Origin of the sequence: Microcoleus sp. N9_A2, from assembly GCF_036701775.1 — a bacterium.
Lineage (GTDB): Bacteria > Cyanobacteriota > Cyanobacteriia > Cyanobacteriales > Microcoleaceae > Microcoleus.
The window spans coordinates 89,076-107,115 of record NZ_JAUBRH010000009.1; the positions used below are offsets into that span (position 1 = coordinate 89,076).

Below are 18,040 nucleotides of genomic sequence, written 5' to 3' on the forward strand. Positions count from 1 at the left end.
AAGCTTTCATCAGCAGCAGCAAATTGTCTAGAATCCTTGACTGGTGTCTTATGGTTGTATCTCAATCTTCCAATTACCTAATTACAAGCTATAACGATTTTGATGTCAGTTCCAGCCCCAGCAATGTAGTGCCGATGGTACTAGAACAGTCGGGGATGGGCGAGCGGGCCTTTGACATTTACTCGCGCTTGCTGCGGGAGCGAATTGTGTTTTTAGGAACTCCCGTAACCGATGAAGTGGCTGACTCGATCGTAGCTCAGCTATTGTATCTAGATGCCGAAGATCCAGAAAAAGATGTCCAAATGTACATTAATTCCCCCGGCGGCTCGGTGACGGCGGGTATGGCAATTTATGACACAATGCAGCAAATCCGCCCGGATGTGGTAACGATTTGTTACGGTTTGGCAGCGAGTATGGGCGCATTTCTGCTGACAGCAGGAGCCCACGGTAAGCGGATGTCTCTTCCGAGTTCCCGGATTATGATTCACCAGCCACTCGGAGGCGCTCAAGGTCAAGCAGTGGATATTGAGATTCAAGCCAAGGAAATCCTTTATCATAAGCGTAAGCTGAATGAACTGCTAGCGCACCACACAGGTCAACCGATCGACAAATTAGAGGCGGATACAGAGCGCGACTTTTTTATGTCAGCCGAGGAAGCCAAAAATTACGGTTTGGTCGATCGAGTTATCGAAAAGGAAAACCTTCCGGCGGCGGGAGAGAATGTCACTCCACTGAAATAAGAGGCTGTTATGTCTAAGTACGACTCCCATCTAAAATGTTCGTTTTGTGGCAAGTCTCAAGAGCAAGTACGCAAGTTGATCGCAGGGCCCGGGGTGTATATCTGCGACGAATGCGTAGACTTGTGCAATGAAATTTTAGATGAGGAGTTGTTTGATTCGAGTGCAGTGCCCGCAGCGGCGGTGGCCCCGAAGCAGGAAACGACGCAAAAGCGCCGCGCTACCTCGGGCAAAAGTATGTTGATGAGCCAAATTCCGAAGCCGAGGGAAATTAAAAATTACCTCGACGAAAACGCGATCGGGCAAGATGAGGCGAAAAAGGTGCTCTCGGTGGCAGTTTACAACCACTACAAGCGCCTCAGCTTTATCCATGCCAAAAATAGCGGCAAGCACCCCCCGGAAGAAGTAGAACTGCAAAAATCGAATATTTTGTTGATCGGGCCGACGGGCTGCGGAAAAACTCTGCTGGCTCAGACGTTGGCGGATATGCTAGACGTGCCGTTTGCGGTGGCTGACGCGACGACTCTGACGGAAGCCGGCTATGTCGGGGAAGATGTGGAAAATATTTTGCTGCGGCTGCTGCAGGTGGCAGATATGGATGTGGAAGAGGCGCAGCGCGGAATTATTTATATTGATGAAATTGACAAAATTGCCCGGAAGAGCGAAAATCCTTCGATTACGCGGGATGTCTCTGGAGAAGGGGTGCAGCAGGCGCTACTGAAAATGCTTGAGGGGACGATCGCCAATGTACCTCCCCAAGGCGGCCGCAAGCATCCCTACCAAGACTGCATCCAAATAGACACCAGCAATATCATGTTTATCTGCGGCGGTGCTTTTGTCGGTCTGGAGAAAGTGATAGAGCAGAGAACGGGTAAAAAGTCAATGGGTTTTATTCAGCCCGGAGAAGCTCAGCCGAAGGAAAAGCGGGCTGCTGATGTACTCAAGCAACTGGAACCGGATGATTTGGTGAAGTTTGGGATGATTCCTGAGTTTATTGGGCGGGTGCCGGTGGCGGCGGTGTTAGAGCCGCTGGATGAGGAAACGCTGATGGCGATTTTGACGGAACCGCGCAATGCTTTGGTTAAGCAGTATCAAAAGCTGCTGAAGATGGATAATGTGCAGTTGGACTTTAAGCCGGATGCGATTCGGGCCATCGCCCAGGAAGCATACCGCCGCAAAACAGGAGCGCGGGCGCTGCGGGGAATTGTCGAAGAATTGATGTTGGATGTGATGTACGAGTTGCCGTCGCGCAAGGATGTTGCCCGGTGTACGATTACTAAGGAAATGGTCGAGAAGCGATCGACGGCTGAGTTGTTGGTACTTCCGTCTTCGCTGCCAAAACCGGAGTCGGCTTAAAAGTATCGGTTTTCAGGATAGCAATTGACCGTACAAGATTGCAAAAGTCCTGCTCATCAAATTTTCGGACGGGCAAGATGCCCATTCCACAAGAAAAAAAGTTTTTGTGCGATGGGAATCCTGCCCGTCTTAATTATTTTTGCCAGAAATCTATGGAAACTTCCATTCAAGCATACCTGCGCTTTGCCACCAGCCAGCAGCGCGACACCGAGCGCATCGGCCCCTTCCTCGCTACCTTCAGCCCCCACAGCGCCAACCCTTATCTCAACTATGCGATTCCCGACGACGGCGCCGCACCATCCCTCGCCGATGTCAACGCGCTAATCGCTGCATACTCTGGGCGCGCGCGAAAGCCACGTTTGGAATATTTCACGAAACTAGCGCCCGCTGTCGAAGAAGCCCTGATATCCGCCGGTTTCACCGTTGAGGGACGCTTGCCGCTGATGACTTGCACTCCGGGCTCCGAGAAATTGCTTCCGATTCCGCCAGATATCGAACTCATTGTGCCAGTTTCCGAGGCTGAGATCCTCGGTACAGTGGCGGCGCAAAACGAGGCTTTCACAGAGGCTGCACCAAGCCCTGAAGACGTTGACAGTCTTCGGAAAAGTCTCGCAGCGGGCGGCATTGCGGTACTCGCCCGCGTCGCAGCAACGGGGGAACCGGCGGGCGCTGGAGTCTGCACGCCCCCCCAAAATCAAACGACTGAAATCGCTGGTATTGGCGTGCGCGCTTCATTTCGGCGGCGGGGAATCGCAGGGGCTTTGACGGCGCGGTTGTTGCGAGAGGCTTTCGATGCGGGTGTTATGGTGGCGTTTCTGATGACGCTACACGAGCAGGAATTTCGAGTTTACACCAAAGCGGGATTTTGGGCGATCGGCGAAATCTTGCATATTTCGCTCCCGCCCCAGTAAACATTCACCAATCGATGAAATCATCCTGAGCTAACTCAGCAGATAACTCAGGAAAATCCGGTTCAGTTTCCAAGCTGAAACTCCCCGACTCCCAAATCTCTAAATCATCCGACAAATCGACTACTTGTCCCTCAAACATATCAGCCCATTGCCTACTCGTATTCGCGACAGCTTGAGCATCAGCCCGCACCGCGACAGCCTGAGCATTTAAGTCATTCTGAGAGTCTGTAGAGCCGTTTGTCTGCCGCAGAGGTTCAGAAACATTTGGCAGCTTGGCGGCAGTATTTTCACTCGCCCAGGAGTGTTTTTGCTCTTCTCCCCCATTCCCCAAGAAATCATCGGGAATCTCAGAACTCGCTGAGTGCTGCACCTGTTGATTCGTATCAATAACAGGAGGAGAATTCCTAGGAGTTTCGGCAACACTTCCGTGAGAATTTGGCAAATCCGGGGCGCGGGAACTATTAGTTTCAGCGGGATTTGTCACTCCCACTTTTACTGTTACTTGACGGTTAAAAACTTGCACAAAAGCTTCTTCAATATTAGCTACTTTGTCTTTAACCATCTTCAGCAACGGCTGCGAACTAATCTTAACATAAGCACTATCATTGCTAAAAGTTACTAGCTGTCCGTGTTGGCGAAGTAGCGATTGAGTACCGTGGGGGCGAACGCGATCAAGTACCTGTTCCCATACTCGATTTAAATCGATTTCATCGGCTGAATTAGTCGGGGAATAATTTGTTTGATTCGTTTCAGCAGTTGGTACAGGTGCGGGAATCGCTGCATGAGGTGTGCTTTCTATTCGATTAGCTACAGGCTGCGAAGTCGGTGGAGGATTTTGCGAATTGGGAACTGAAGATTGTTCAATATTAGATGTCTGGTCCCCCCCCGATTGTAGGGGCGGTGTCCCCGTGCCCGCCCTGGCTTGATGGGGGTGAATTTGTGATGGAGCAATATTTTTACCTGGTTCGGCTGTTGGTTGTGGCTGAGTTCTAATTGCTGATGGCAACAATCCCAACAGCGTTACTTCCAGCCACAAACGCGGCTGAGTGGTGTTTTTAATTTGCACTTCGTGGGTTTGCAAATGTTTCTGACTTGCCAAAATTAACTCGGCATCCCAAGCACGGGCAAAATCACAGAGTTTTTCCCAAGTTGCGGCAGTTAAAGCTACTAAATCTGAGCGTTTTGGGGCTGCTTTGGCTATTAGCAAATCTCGGTAAAAGCTGGCGAGACTTTGCAGCACGATTAGCGGTTCTCGTCCTCTATCCATTAGGTGGCGAGTCATGTCTACTAAGGCTGTAGCGTCATCGTTTTCAATGGCTTGCAGCAGTTCCATTAAGTCATTTTCGGGGACTGCACCGACTAAATCCCAAACTTTTTCGACTGTTATTTCACCCTGAAATAAGCTTAGTTGGTCGAGCAAACTTTCGGCATCTCGCAGACCACCTTGGGCGATTTGAGCAACCATTTGTACTGCATCGCTAGCAATATTGATATTTTCTAATTGGGCAATCTTGTGCAAATGAGCAATCATTGCATCGAGGGGGATGCGGCGAAAGTCGAACTTTTGGCAACGAGAAATAATAGTTGGTAATACTCTTTGTGGGTCAGTTGTTGCGAGAACGAATACAACGCGATCGGGCGGTTCTTCTAGGGTTTTTAGTAAGGCATTAAATGCCTGGGTACTGAGCATATGAACTTCGTCGATTACATATACTTTATAGCGACACTGTACGGGAGCAAATTGAGCTCGTTCGATCAAATCCCGAATGTTATCTACTCCGGTGTTGCTGGCGGCGTCAATTTCGATGACATCTAGTGTGGAACCTCGGGCAATTTCTTGGCAAACGTTGCATTTGCCGCAGGGTGTGGGGGTGGGGGCAACCGTAGAAATACAGTTGAGGGATTTGGCGAAAATTCTGGCGCTGGAGGTTTTACCGGTGCCTCTGGGGCCGGTGAATAGATATGCTGGTGCTATGCGCTCTTGTAGGATGGCGCTGGTGAGGGTTTGGGCGATCGCCTCTTGACCGACTAATTCGGCAAATGTCTGAGGGCGATATTTGTGGTGCAGGGGTTCGTAGGTCACGATCGAATATTGGTGGTATTAGCTGTAATCTTAGCTAAGGAGACGTTGTTTGATCGCACCATAGCTCGACTTTCACTGCAAGCCACCCGGTGGGCTTCCACGGCGGGAGTGAGCCAACAGTAGGAATTATCACCCTCCCAACGTCCTCCCCTCGATCGTGCGGGCGATCGGCTGTTCTGCTTGATGTTTTCCGCTGCTCGCTCTCAGAGTTACTATTAATTTATGTGTATTTCTTTTTATTTTGCTAAAAACGGATACCGCCGAACAAACATTTTTTTAACTGTATTGGTATAATATATTACAGACAATTCACCATTTCTACTAACCAGTACCAGCGCGGGATTTTCCGATATTTCGGAAACCTGCTTGCAGTTAAAGATAAAGTATTAATTAGAGGGTGCGTGCTCCGGTTGCAGAAATCCAGTTGTACCAAGATGATGGTGGAATGATGTCAATGTTGATTCATCCCGTTGCACTACCAGCTCTACTCTGGGGTTCTGTATAAATATAGCGTCAAATTTTACCCTTTAAAAGCCCATGTCAACCCAAATAATCCTTGTAGAACCAAGGTTGGCAGTAGCCTCTCCCAAACCTAAACAGGCTAAACCCGGACATCCGTCCTCAGACCAACTCTTCATGGGAGCCTCGGGATTACTGTTGTTATTGCTTATCGGTTTAGCGGTGTTTACCAAGTTAAAACTCGACGGTTTGAGCAAAAAGCTCACATTTGAAGAGTTTAGAAATCGAGAACTCCAGAAAAAATACAAAATGGCTCTGGAAACCATCTCAAAAATGGAAAAAAATCCCGACCTGATCCACTCGCGAGACTTTAATTTAGACTACCTGAGAATGCGGATGGCGGAAGAAGTTTTTCACTTTGGCATTGTGAACCAGATTAAGCAAAAAGTCAAAGAAAAAATTAGTATTGCCCTACGTCCGACGCAGAGTGCGGTGGGAGAGAAAAACGGGAATGCCGGCAGCGGCAGGCAAGTGGATTCGATGTTTGATATCGAATACGAAACTGGCGATCCCGCAGTAAAAATAGAAAAACGAGTGCTGTTTCGGATTCAAATTAAGCTGATGAAACTGCCGACTCAGGCAACATCGGCGACAATTAATCAAATTATTGACTGTTTGGAAACTTATCTGAGTCCTTCAGACGATCACGACAGTTGGCAGCCGACAATTCAAGGTCGCATAGTTCATATTGAGTGGGATCAAAAAGCCAAGCCGACGCCGATGTTGGTGCTGGAACAGTCGAATGAAGGGGTGAACGTTACCTTTAGGACTACGAGAACGCCTGCCGGACGACCTGCAAATGACCTTCAGAGCCAGTTGACAGGAGCGAAAGGCCAAAAAAGCGGCAAAAGTAGTTCTAAAAGTCCAGCAAAAGGTGCAACAAAAAGTCCTGCTAAGGTAGGAGGAAAGCGTCCCGGTTCTCGGAAATAAGTTGAGGTGGATTAATATTATTTTCCCGAAATAACGCCGGTTGTAGCGGCTGTAGATGTATCTTGTGCGAGGTAGCCGTCTTCCATGTGAATAATGCGATCGGCTATGTCTAAAATGCGGTTGTCGTGGGTGACAAGCAAAATAGTGCAGTGCTGTTCTTTGGCCAAACCTCGCATAATTTCTACCACATCTCGACCTGATTTACTGTCTAGTGCTGCTGTGGGTTCGTCTGCTAATACTAATTTCGGCTGGCTGACTAATGCCCGGGCGATCGCCACTCTTTGTTTCTGGCCACCAGAAAGACTGTCCGGGTAATAATCTATTCTTTCTCCCAACCCTACAGCTTCCAGCATTCCCTCTATTTTATCATTAGTTTCTTGGGGAGAAAGATGACTGTGCAGTTCTAAAGACATTTGCACATTTTGCCTAGCTGTCAAGCATTTGAGCAAATTGTGAGCTTGGAAAATATAGCCGATGTCGCGGCGGACTTTAACTAATTTATTTTTCGGCGTTCCCCGCAATTCTTGAGCGAGAATTTTCAGACTACCTTCTTGAATCGATCGCAAAGCTCCAATCAAGGTTAACAATGTTGTTTTACCAGACCCAGAAGGCCCAGTCATCAGCACGATTTCGCCCGGATAAATTTCGAGGTTGATGTCAAATAATGTCTGTTTGCGAAGTTGTCCTTCGCCGAAGGAATGATTGAGATTTTTAATTGAAATAACTGGTGTAGCGTTCATTCGATTTTGGATTTTCGCATTGAAGATTTTCGATGGGACAGGAAGAGCCTCGAATATTCGATCGCCCCCTTTTCCCTATCCTCACAAAATAAAGCAACAGCCAAGACTCAAATGAGGTCGGGATCGATTCCCCGCGATCGCAAATAAGCAGCCAATCGCTCTTTTTGTTCTCGTTCGCGATCGGCGCGTTGACTCTCGGCTTCAGCGCGTCGACTCTCGGCTTCAGCGCGTTGGCGTTCCTGTTCGGCGTGGAGGCTCTCCAATCTAGCTCTCTCGCTCCCGGTCAGCAACAAATTTCCCTCGCTATCCCACCAGCGCAACCACTGTTGTGTCTGATTTTGATAGCTACCCGACCACACGCCCAACTCTACTCCCATCAGGTCGATCGGGTAATGTCCGCGATCGTTCGGCTCCAAGCGCCGATATCTAGTATTCACGCAATTGTAGACTTCTAATTCATTGGTTTGGATCTTGTAAATAGCGTAGTAGGGAATTCTGATAATCCGCTCGTATACCCAAAACTTTCCCGGTTTCTGGTTTCCCCCGGATGGCAAAGCAGATAAGGGAGTATTGTCGAGTTCTTCAGAACCATCACCGCTAGCAAATTCGATCGCGATCAACGGCGCAATATACTCGCGCCACAACACGTAGGAACGCCGATATTGCCCATCTAATCGGGGAGGCACGTTGGGGATGTAGAACCAGTCAGGTGCTTCGGCTCCGCGTTCTGGAGGCTCGGTTTCGCGCCAGTAGATGCCACAATCTTGCCCGATCGCATACTGTCCGTCGGGATGCAGATTTTGCAGTGTAATTTCTAGGGAGTCGGTGAGCAAAATGCTCTGAGGATGTTCTTGAAAGTTTTTCACAAACGTGCCGTCAGATTCGGGGAGTTGGGTGTGATCGGGAAAGGCGGGAGGCAACGCTGTGGGGTTGAGGCTTTGGGTCATAGCGTAGAACCGAGGGAGAGTGCGATCGAGAGTGAGACGGATACTCTCCTACAGCATAGCGTTCGATCGGCACAGCTATCCAATTCCTTAAAGATACGAAGCAACCGGATTTCTGAGATTTCTTCCCTCAACATCCATCTGTGAAATTCGTTAAATACTGCACATTAATCGTTGTCAAACTTCCTTGTTCCTTCCTTAAAAAATATCCGCCGGGTCAGCCGCCTGCAACTTCCGAACTGCGATCGCCCCGGACACAGAACACATGACAACTGTCATTGCAAAAACAGTTCCAGCTTTCATCAAAGTCATGTACATCGGCAAACTCGTAGCACTTCTCCCTAAATTATACAGCAGCAGAGAAACCCCAAACCCCGGCAAATAACCAAGAATCGCCAAAATCAAAGCCTCTTGAAACACCACACCCAAAAAGTAAATGTCCTTATATCCCATCGCCTTGAGCGTAGCGTATTCGGGTAAATGATCCGTAACATCAGTATAAAGAATTTGATAAACAATCACTATCCCAACGATAAATCCCATTGCCGCGCCGAGAGTGAAAACAAATCCGATAGAGGTACTTTCCTGCCAATATTTTTTTTCAAAATCTACAAACTCTTCTTTAGAAGAAATTCTCACATCATTCGGCAAAGTTGCCCTCATTTTATCAACAACAGCCTTAACATCTGTTCCCGGCTGCAAGTGAACAATACCTATATCGATTAAACCTCTTGTTCTCCGCGTCGAAAAAATCCGCATAAAGTTCAAATCGCTGGTGACAAGATTTCCGTCGGCACCGAAAGAGGCCCCTATAGTAAATAAACCATCTACCCTAACGCGGCGATTGTCCACTTCAGTTTCAACAACTTTTCCCTGTTTGAAATATTCTGCTACCGGCCCAAACTCCGGGCGGGAAGCTTGGTCAAATAAAACCACATCCGAAATTTTGATTTTGTCCAAATTATTGTGGATTTCAGGCAGATCAAAGATGGGATGAGCGGGGTCAAAACCGATTACCATCAATTGGCGGGTATTTCGCTGGTTGGGGTCGGGGTTTTTCCACAATCCAAAGCCTAAATATACGGGACTAATTGATCTAACGCCGTCAAAACTCAAAGCTTGATACAAGCGACGCTGGGGAAAACTTTTCATGGCAATTAAAGCCGTTGACTGAGTGCTGGTGATAAAAATATCCCCTTTTAACTTCGCATGAAAGGTGATGGAGCTTTCAAATAGCGCGTCTCTAAATCCGAACTGCATAAACATCAGCAAGTCGGCAAATCCAATGCCGGCTAGCGCGATTACTAAGCGCATTTTTTCGCGGGTTAACTGTGCCCAAGCTAGCGGTATTTTGGCCATAAGAGTCTATTTTAGATTTTAGATTTGGGATTTGGGAGTAAATAATTTTAGGATTTAAGCACGGGTGTTGAGAAATCGTTTTTTTACCCTTATATTTGATTCAAACCCTTAATCTCGGTAAAAAACCCGGTTGATTGAGTCCCCATGCGTAAGTCCTGTCAAGGTAAAATTTAGATATTTATTTTGACTTCAACCTGCAAGTTTGTTAGGGTTGCAACTTTCTTGCTCGATTCCGGATCGAGGCGAATTCTCACTTCGATAACTCTAGCATCGGTGTCGGCGGCGGGGTCTGTATTGAGGACATCTTTTTTGCTGATTTGTTTGCCGATGCGAGCGACTGTTCCTTCTAAAGTGCCTGCAAATACGGGGCTGCTGACGGTAGCGCGCTGGCCGTTTCGCACTTTGGCGATGTCGGTTTCGTAAACTTCTGCTACGGCGTACATTTGATCGGTGCCGCCTAGTTCTACGATGCCGTCTTGAGTGTTGACACCTTCTCCTTGTCGGCTGTGAACTTTGAGGATGTAGCCGGATACGGGTGCTTTGACGTAGCTTAAGTTTAAGTCTACTTGGGCTTTTTGTTTGGTGGCGATCGCACTTTCGACGGCGGCTTGGGCGGCTTGCACGTCTTCGGCACGGACTTCACCAATTTGGTCGAGATTTGCTTTGGCTTGATTGATTTGTTCTTCGCCGGTTTCTGCTTTTTGTTTTAGTATTGCTTCGGCTTGATTGATTTGTTCTCGTCCTGTTTCTATCTTTTGATTTAAAATGGCTCTAGCTTGGTTAATTTCCTGCCTGCCTGTTTCTAACTTGCGTTTGAGATTGGCTCGCGATTGATTAATTTCCTGCTTACCTGTTTCTACTGTTTGTTTGATTGTGGCTTTCGTTTCGACTATTTGCTCTTGCAGTGTTTGCACTGTTTTTTCTAATACAGCTTGAGCTTCTTTGACTCTCTGGCGAGCCGTCTCTACTGCTAAACGTTTGGTGTCGTAGGCGGAAGCAGAAATGGCGCCTGTTTCTGAGAGTTCTTTATTGCGTTGTTCCTCGGCTTCGGCGTTGGTTAATTCGGCTTTTAGCCGATCGACTGTAGCGTTTTGAGAGGCAATTTCGCCCCGCAATTGAGCTTCTAACCTAGCCAATTTGGATTGCTGCACCTCTGTTTCTCTTTGCAGTTGTGCCTCAAATTTGGCAAGATTAGCTTGTTCGGCTTCGGTTTCTCTTTGGAGTTGTGACTCGAATTTGGCGACGTTAGCTTGTTCGGCTTCGGTTTCTCTTCGCAGTTGAGCTTCTAAGCGGGCGACATTGGCAGCTTCGCCTTCGGTTTCTCTTTGACGTTGAACTTGAAACTTGGCAACTTCTGCTTTCCCGGCGCCGACAACGCCTGTTTTTGCACCTGCTTGAATTTTCGCTAATTCTGCTTGTTTAACTTTGACTTCTTTGTCGGCTTGTTGGAGGATTGCTTGGAGCCGATCGCGCGTATCGAGAACTGCTATGATTTGTCCTTGACTGACTCGATCGCCCTCTTCCACCTGCAAAAGTTCAATTCTGGCTCCCTCCGACGCCGAAGGGGCCGACAATTTGATAACTTCCCCCTGCGGAGTCAACCTACCCAAAGCGGTAACGCTGCTGCGGGTGGCGACGGAAGTTGCAGCAGCCGTTGCCGCCGCCGCCTTTAACTCTTCGGCTTTTCTAACTTCCGATACTTGCCAAAAACCCACTCCTGTGGTAATGACAGTGGCGGCGATCGCTAAACCAATGACTCCTCGCCCTGGGGGTTTTAAAAATGATTTATCCTTGACCCGTGATTCCTTTACCATTACTTATAAAGTAGGTGATTTCCTAATTAAGTTTTGCCCACCTACTATTAAGTATTGTAAACAAATTTGAGCTATTTAGGGAAATCAAAAAGCACCTCGGTCATGTAATGTTCGGCCCAATCTTGACCGAAAGCTTTTTCGAGTACGCGGCGGGTTTTGTCGTTTTGCTGCTGCTGGGTGCAGTAGTAAATATGAGCGTCGAGAATTTTGGATTCTTCGGCGGCAGAGACTGGTTGGCAAGCGACTGCCTGTTGGCAGTGAATTTCCACGTAGGATTCAACTATGTCCAGAAATCTGTTTTCTTCTTCCATCGACTCTGGCCGCACAAACAGACAAAATTCTGAGAAAATATCCCCCCATTCGGGAATTTGGCGGGGACAAGAAAATTGGTTGATCTGCAAACTTTCCAGTTGGGTTCGGTAGGTTTCCGACAAAGTTCGATCTGGATTGAGGGGAGAAAGGTCTGCGATCGCGGCGCTAACTTGGCCTTTGCCTGCTACGATATCCGTACCGAACATCGGCAAAGCATAATTCGGTCTGGGAAACATCACGCAGTGCAGGATATCGAGCACGGGCCCGACTTTAGCGAGTTCGAGATGTATTTTGCGGAACTGGGGCGTTTGATAGCAGCGGTTTTCAATGATCAGTTTTTCTCCTTCCAAGCGCCCTTCTACGTATCCCAACTCAGCGGGCAGGTGGTAGGGTTCGAGGTCGAGATAGCGATGCCATACTGCTTCCATCCGATCTGCTAAATCGCGGATGAGATGGTGCTGTTGGTCGCGCAGAGAAGGCTGGGATATTTCTAACATTCCTATTTAGCGGCCGATAGCTTAATAAAACTTGATTCTACTGTTGCACGATGCAGGAAAAAAGGTAGATACTTTTAAGGATATCAGCAGATCGACTTGCCGATCGAGCAAGTTTTACGGGAGATTTTGTATGTTTGGTCTGGGATTGCCCGAAATGGGCATTGTTGCGGTAGTCGCTATTTTAATTTTCGGCCCCAAGAAGATTCCGGAGTTAGGAAATGCCTTGGGGAAAACCTTGCGTAGTTTTAAGGATGGCATCAGTCAATCTGATGATGAAGCTGTTGATAAGGAGAAGGATAAAGAAGAAGAGGGTCAGCCGAAAGTGTAAATTAGGTTGGTAGTGAGGACTTTATTCCTCATTTTTAAAGAGGAAAGTCCTCACTAAGAACCTATTGGGGAAAGTTGCCTTCTCTAACTTCGAGGGAATAATCTTTTACAGCTTGGGTAATTGTTTCTCGCAAATTGGCGTAAGCTTTCGCAAAAGGCGGCTGTTTTTCAGAAAGTCCCAACAAATCGGAAGTAACTAAAACTTGGCCGTCGCAGTGCGGCCCGGCGCCGATACCAATGGTGGGAATAGTTAATTTTTGGGTAATTTGAGCGGCTAAGTCTGCGGGAATGTGTTCTAAGACGATCGCAAAAACACCGGCTTCTTGAAGTGCGATCGACTCTGCTATGATGCGATCGGCTGCTTGGGCTGTTTTTCCTTGTTTTTTGTAGCCGAGTTGGTGTACCGACTGCGGAGTTAAACCGACGTGCCCCATAACTGGAATTCCGGCGGATGTTAGCTGCGAAACAGTGGCAGCCATTGCTGGATATCCGCCTTCCAATTTTACAGCTTGAGCGCCCGTTTCTTTCAAAACTCTCCCGGCCGAGTGCATGGCTTGCTGGGGACTTTCTTGATAAGTCAAAAACGGCAAATCTACAACAATTAATGCTTGTTTAACACCACGGCGCACAGCTTTAGCGTGGTGCAGCATTTCATCGAGGGTGAGGGGCAGTGTTGTCTCGTAGCCTAAGACTGTCATTGCGAAGGAATCGCCGACTAGGATGATATCTACGCCTGCTTGATCGATGAGTTGGGCGATCGCATAATCATAAGCTGTCAGGGCAACAATTGACCGCCCTTGTTGTTTCCATTGAATTAATTGATGAGTAGTGACTGACATTTTAGTGCAAAAATATAATATTATTTCTGGATATTACTAATGATATCAAATCCGGTTGATTCGTCCTTGTATAATTTGCGCTGTACAATTTGCGCGATGTAGGGGCGGGTTTTACCAACCATCTATGTTTAAAACTAAGTATATAGTAAACCCGCCCCCCTCTCATGTTAAAAGACAATGGGCAGTGTATTTATGGCAAAAACCATAGGAATTTTACACGCGAATATAACTTTGGCTTCCCTCTGCGGGCAAAACAATCAACCGCTGATTTTTCAAATCTGGTTCTAAACCCAAATCTTCGAGGGGAATTAAGCCGAGTAAAGGTTCTTCTCCTGCGGGAATTTCTACACAATCATACCTGCCTTCTCGTCCAGCTACGGCAAGAGTGACATCTTTGAACAGACGAAATTTTCTGGTTCCTATTGCCGTATGTCCGTCGATTTCACCTAGCATTGGCAAACCCAACTGACTGATAATATCTGCTGGTAAGCAGAGTCGAGTTGCGCCTGTATCGACTAAGACGTTATCGATGGTGATAGAGCGAATTTGCTCTGCGGGGATGAACCCTCTTTCTCCCAGAATTTCATCGATGTGATTGGTGACGGTTATTGTTGCGGTGACTCTGCCCATTATTTTATTCTTTTGTTTTGCTAGAGAATGTTTGCGTTGCTTTTTGGCGAAATTATATACAATTCAGGGTGCATATTCTATATTTTAACAATATTTGTAACTGAGAGCGATGTTGTTATTTATTGTTTAAATTGGATTGAGAAATCTTGCACATTAATAGCAAAAATGCTCTCTAATTATTGAATTACGAAGCTTCTGCCATTCTTGTTTAGAAACATCTGCACGAGTTTTGTCACCCGATGGATCGCGGATATCCCAAATTGTATCTGCAATCCGATCCTCTTCGAGGGCTCCGCTAACGAGCGATCGCCCATGAGAACGATAATCGAAGTCCCAGAAAGCATCACCGACGCAATCTCCTTGTGTAGTAATCATTTCTCGATCGACTGTAGTACGAATAGCATTCCATTCGCGGATGTAGGCAGAAGAATCGTCAGATCGCAATTTGCGATCTCCTAATTGAGGATTCACTCTATAAAAAAACCAATCCGTAAACCTATCCACAGTTTGAGTTCGTGATTCATAATCGCGCGCTGTAGCACTGTCTAGATTGGAACCACCGAGTACAAGGGCTATTAACGCACACACCCCTAAAAACTTCAATCTTGACTTAATTGAAAGTGATTTAATTAGCACGATTAAACCTAATAAAAATTGTCAATTGCCCCGATATAGCTGGTAATAAATCTTATTTTACCATCCATTTTTAGAACAAGAAATTCCTCCCCTTTTGGGTGCGAACGTAGATAAGCACCAATAATTTTTTCCATCAAACACAACGCCTTTTTTGATATATTGTAACACAGAGAGAGGTTGCCACGGTCGATCGATATTAGACTCGTCATAATATCGATATTGTTTTCCCTTGACCTCTAAACCCTGATCTGTACCTCCCAACCAATAACGACCTTCTTGAATTATGTTTGATGACGATTTGTGTTGATGGCTATCTGTCTTTTTCTCCATCCACCAATTCCTCACAAAACGTTTTGTATTTTCAGAACCTCTTGTCGTAGCGACTATAACTAGCAGTTCTTCTTGTTGATTGATAAACTCAAAACGACAAGGCCCCTCTCCTGTACCAGAACAATCCTTAATCTCTTTATATCCTAAATCAAATAGCTCTTTAACCGAACGATCTCTGAGGTTAGGTTGACCTTGTAAGCTGGGCTGCCACCCTTGTTGAATTAGGATTTGACGCGCGTCTTTGTATGGCATACCTTGTTGAAGAGGTATTTTTTTAGGGGAATTTACAGAATTTTCAAGGCTAACTTGAACTTCTTCACTTAAAGCAACGATTGTTGAATTTTTTTCAGGATTATTAAGGGATTTTTTTTGACTGGCTGTATCGATGTTTGCACTATTTTTGCTGGGATTTTGTTGCTGTGGGGCAGCACTGGCAAAACTTGTATATCCCATGGCGATTAGTCCAAGCAAGGCTGCAATAATTCTGGTTGTAACAAGAGTGCGATCGCATATCCAATTTTTCATACTCATCGGTTAAAAACCTTTCTTTTTACAGAGTTGTGTAAAGATGACCTCTACTCTAGGAGTTATCTTCGATAGATGCTGTGGCGTCAGGCGATCGAGTCTCACAGTCCACAATTGGAAATATACATTTCGCGTCGAATTGCTAACCATTGATTGCTGCGGGCTTTATCACCTATACTAATTTGCTGTCCTGTCGTTTGAGGATGACGACTATAAAAAATTATATCTGCAAGGCGATCGTAGATTTGCTCGTATGTCTCGCCGTTAATTACTGTGAATTCCCATCCTATATCTCCTGGGCCGGGACTATAGCAGACTTCTTGTGCGGGCTTAACTCGCGGATATATTGCTGCGCGTAATCTCTGCCATTCATTTATATAGTTGCGATCGCCCGCTTGCAGTTTGCGATTGTTGAGTCCAGGATTAACCCTGTAGAACAATAAATCGGTTAATCTATCTACGGTTTGATCGCGCGATTCGGCTTTGGCTAAATTGGCCCCACCGAGAATAAGGGCCAGCGCCAGAGCACCAACCATTAAAAATCTTGAGACAGACTTAATTGATAACGACTCGATTAGCATAGTGATTTGGTGTTAATTTCTACCGCCATCCCAACCACCTGAGCACGGGCACAACTAAATAATGACTGACTCCCAAACAAAGCCCGATCGCACTTCCCAACAAACCAAAAAACACAACCGAGCCCCAAACCTGCAACCAGCCGAAGGAAGCACCAGACGACAGCGACAAAATCCCTAAAAAACTCCCCGGAAAAATGTTCAAAACATTCAAAAACAAAAACAGTCCCGTAGAACAAACAGCCACTACCAAAGCATGAACTAATTGGTGACTCCGCAAACCCATTCCGATCGTTAAAGTGCCGATCGCAAAAGCCCCCAAGATCACCCCCTGCACACCACTAGAAGCTGTTGCTTCCATCCAGCACAAACCAGCCAACAAATAACCCTGAGCTCCCATCAATCCAGACAGCCAATACTGTTTTTGCTGGCGAAAACTCCCCGCATCCGTCAAACCGATCGCAGTTCCGAACCCTGCAAACCCAAACAGCAGCACTTCCGGCCCGACAGCGAAAGTCAAGTTAGGAATTAATTGCTGCAAACCTTGATTCAGAAAACTGGCAACTTCCTGGCCAATAGGCGAAGCATAACTCAAAACCAAACCGCCGATCGCCCCCGCACTTCCACCAACCCCGCCGAGCACCATTTCCCAGCCCGTATCGAGAGAAGCTACCACGATTTGGGCGATCGCGCCGAACAGTAAAACCGTCAAATTTGCCGTTTTTTGCGCCCCCGCTACCACTATTTGTCGGCAGAATTCCAAAACAGCTTGACCGGCTGGGGCAATCGCAATTTTGCCCTTACTCCTAGCATAAATCTCCTGCAAGCGCGATCGAACATCCCCAGCCGCAGCCGGACGCTGCTGCACATTCGATCGCACCATATCATCCAACAAATTCGCAAAAGCCGGACTTACAGACACAATATGTCGCCACCGCAACTCTCCCGTCATCGGATCTTCAATTTCAGCGGGATACTTCCCCGTCAGCAAATGAATGCAAGTCCGCCCCAGGGCATAAAAATCCGTCGCCGGTACCACACCGCCTCCCACAATTTGTTCCGGGGGACTGTATCCGGGCGAAATCAACCGCGTCGAGCTCGGAGAATCTTTCCCCACCGGTGCGCCACCGCCCATCTGTTTAACTCCCCCAAAGTCGATCGCCACCAATTGCAGTCCGCCCAAACCCTTGCTCAGCAAAATTTGTGGCGATTCCGCGTCTCGCAGCATCAAATTGCTCGGTTTAATGTCGCGGTGAATAATCTGACACCTGTGCAACTCCTCTAAAATATCCACAGCTTGACTCAGCCAACTAAACACCCATTCCTGCGGACACCCCTGAGAGTGTTCTTCGAGAATTGCTTCTAAAGTTTTGCCGTGAATCTTTTCCATGACCAAACAAGGCAAGTGCCTCGCTGTGACATTTCTATCCCCGCCTGAAAAATTTTGAGTTTTGACGTGAAAATAACCGTCCGGCTCGACTCTAGGGACACCTGAGTGCCGCAAACGTGCCAAAACCCAAGCTTCTTGCTCGAATAGTTTCAGGGCTTTCGGGGCAGTTTCGAGCAACACTTTCAGGACGCGATCGGTTTGAGTTTCTGTGTCCCAAACCGTGTATATGGCTGCAAAACCCCCGGAACCGAGAACTTCTAAAGGAACGTAGCGATTTTTTAGCCGCAGCGGAGTCCCACAATTCTGACAAAAATTGTTGCCCCAAGTCTGAGGGTAAGGCCTTGGGCAATCTGGATTGATGCAGTGGACGGCTTTTGAAGGGGGATGGGGCACAACCAGAGTAGAAATGGGGCTAAATATCCATACTAGACTTACGTGCAGCTAACCCAGAAACCCGGTTTTAAGCGAGGTTTAATTGCTGTAACGACGGATTTGCGTTGGTTTATACACCAGGTTGCTGCACAAGTCCCTGTCCATATTATGTGCTATGGTGCGGATTTTTGACTTGGTGGTCAGTCAGTCG

At 47.1% G+C, this 18,040-nt stretch carries 17 protein-coding genes; 5 read left to right on the plus strand and 12 right to left on the minus strand.

Annotation, left to right across the window (positions count from 1 at the left end):
* The first annotated feature begins 50 nt into the window (after positions 1 to 50).
* The 3 genes from clpP to QUA44_RS07945 all read left to right on the plus strand — a co-directional run bounded on the left by clpP (position 51) and on the right by QUA44_RS07945 (position 3,004).
* Positions 51 to 740, plus strand: a complete 690-nt coding sequence (gene clpP / locus QUA44_RS07935) for an ATP-dependent Clp endopeptidase proteolytic subunit ClpP (protein ID WP_333249716.1) — start codon at positions 51 to 53, stop codon at positions 738 to 740.
* Positions 741 to 749: 9 nt separating this feature from the next.
* Positions 750 to 2,093, plus strand: a complete 1,344-nt coding sequence (clpX, locus tag QUA44_RS07940; RefSeq protein ID WP_333249718.1) for an ATP-dependent protease ATP-binding subunit ClpX — start codon at positions 750 to 752, stop codon at positions 2,091 to 2,093.
* Between the two features lie 152 nt (positions 2,094 to 2,245).
* Positions 2,246 to 3,004, plus strand: a complete 759-nt coding sequence (locus QUA44_RS07945) for a GNAT family N-acetyltransferase (RefSeq protein ID WP_333249720.1) — start codon at positions 2,246 to 2,248, stop codon at positions 3,002 to 3,004.
* 4 nt (positions 3,005 to 3,008) lie between these two features.
* Here the strand turns inward: QUA44_RS07945 and QUA44_RS07950 are convergent, their stop codons facing one another.
* Positions 3,009 to 5,087, minus strand: a complete 2,079-nt coding sequence (locus QUA44_RS07950; protein WP_333249722.1) for a DNA polymerase III subunit gamma/tau — start codon at positions 5,085 to 5,087, stop codon at positions 3,009 to 3,011.
* Positions 5,088 to 5,624: 537 nt separating this feature from the next.
* Here QUA44_RS07950 and QUA44_RS07955 point away from each other — a divergent pair.
* Entirely contained in the window at positions 5,625 to 6,536 is a 912-nt protein-coding gene (locus QUA44_RS07955; protein WP_333249724.1) for a hypothetical protein, read from the plus strand.
* 17 nt (positions 6,537 to 6,553) lie between these two features.
* On the opposite strand, the gene QUA44_RS07960 is transcribed toward QUA44_RS07955, so the two are convergent.
* The 5 genes from QUA44_RS07960 to QUA44_RS07980 form a co-directional block, all read right to left on the minus strand.
* The gene (locus tag QUA44_RS07960; protein WP_333249726.1) at positions 6,554 to 7,276 is read right to left on the minus strand and encodes a DevA family ABC transporter ATP-binding protein; all 723 of its coding nucleotides are present in this window, start codon (positions 7,274 to 7,276) and stop codon (positions 6,554 to 6,556) included.
* A 107-nt stretch (positions 7,277 to 7,383) separates the two neighbouring features.
* Positions 7,384 to 8,223, minus strand: coding sequence for a Uma2 family endonuclease (locus tag QUA44_RS07965; protein WP_333249728.1), 840 nt, complete (start codon positions 8,221 to 8,223; stop codon positions 7,384 to 7,386).
* Positions 8,224 to 8,418: 195 nt separating this feature from the next.
* Positions 8,419 to 9,579, minus strand: a complete 1,161-nt coding sequence (gene devC / locus QUA44_RS07970; protein WP_333249729.1) for an ABC transporter permease DevC — start codon at positions 9,577 to 9,579, stop codon at positions 8,419 to 8,421.
* A gap of 170 nt (positions 9,580 to 9,749) precedes the next feature.
* Entirely contained in the window at positions 9,750 to 11,393 is a 1,644-nt protein-coding gene (locus QUA44_RS07975) for an HlyD family efflux transporter periplasmic adaptor subunit (RefSeq protein ID WP_333249731.1), read from the minus strand.
* Between the two features lie 71 nt (positions 11,394 to 11,464).
* Positions 11,465 to 12,202: a phycocyanobilin:ferredoxin oxidoreductase gene (locus QUA44_RS07980; protein WP_333249733.1), complete on the minus strand. Its 738-nt coding sequence runs from the start codon at positions 12,200 to 12,202 to the stop codon at positions 11,465 to 11,467.
* A 130-nt stretch (positions 12,203 to 12,332) separates the two neighbouring features.
* On the opposite strand from QUA44_RS07980, the gene tatA reads away from it, so the two are divergent.
* Positions 12,333 to 12,530, plus strand: a complete 198-nt coding sequence (gene tatA / locus QUA44_RS07985) for a twin-arginine translocase TatA/TatE family subunit (RefSeq protein ID WP_333249735.1) — start codon at positions 12,333 to 12,335, stop codon at positions 12,528 to 12,530.
* 61 nt (positions 12,531 to 12,591) lie between these two features.
* Here the strand turns inward: tatA and panB are convergent, their stop codons facing one another.
* The 6 genes from panB to QUA44_RS08015 all read right to left on the minus strand — a co-directional run bounded on the left by panB (position 12,592) and on the right by QUA44_RS08015 (position 17,850).
* Positions 12,592 to 13,368 (minus strand): 3-methyl-2-oxobutanoate hydroxymethyltransferase, encoded by a 777-nt coding sequence (gene panB, locus QUA44_RS07990; protein ID WP_333249736.1) that lies wholly within the window; start codon positions 13,366 to 13,368, stop codon positions 12,592 to 12,594.
* Positions 13,369 to 13,581: 213 nt separating this feature from the next.
* Positions 13,582 to 13,998: an aspartyl protease family protein gene (locus QUA44_RS07995; protein ID WP_333249738.1), complete on the minus strand. Its 417-nt coding sequence runs from the start codon at positions 13,996 to 13,998 to the stop codon at positions 13,582 to 13,584.
* A 153-nt stretch (positions 13,999 to 14,151) separates the two neighbouring features.
* A complete protein-coding gene (locus QUA44_RS08000) occupies positions 14,152 to 14,634 on the minus strand; it encodes a hypothetical protein (protein WP_333249740.1) in 483 nt (160 codons plus the stop codon).
* Between the two features lie 57 nt (positions 14,635 to 14,691).
* Positions 14,692 to 15,489, minus strand: coding sequence for a hypothetical protein (locus tag QUA44_RS08005; protein WP_333309616.1), 798 nt, complete (start codon positions 15,487 to 15,489; stop codon positions 14,692 to 14,694).
* 101 nt (positions 15,490 to 15,590) lie between these two features.
* Positions 15,591 to 16,025: a hypothetical protein gene (locus tag QUA44_RS08010; protein WP_333309619.1), complete on the minus strand. Its 435-nt coding sequence runs from the start codon at positions 16,023 to 16,025 to the stop codon at positions 15,591 to 15,593.
* Positions 16,026 to 16,089: 64 nt separating this feature from the next.
* The gene (locus tag QUA44_RS08015; protein ID WP_333249745.1) at positions 16,090 to 17,850 is read right to left on the minus strand and encodes a serine/threonine-protein kinase; all 1,761 of its coding nucleotides are present in this window, start codon (positions 17,848 to 17,850) and stop codon (positions 16,090 to 16,092) included.
* Positions 17,851 to 18,040: the final 190 nt, after the last annotated feature.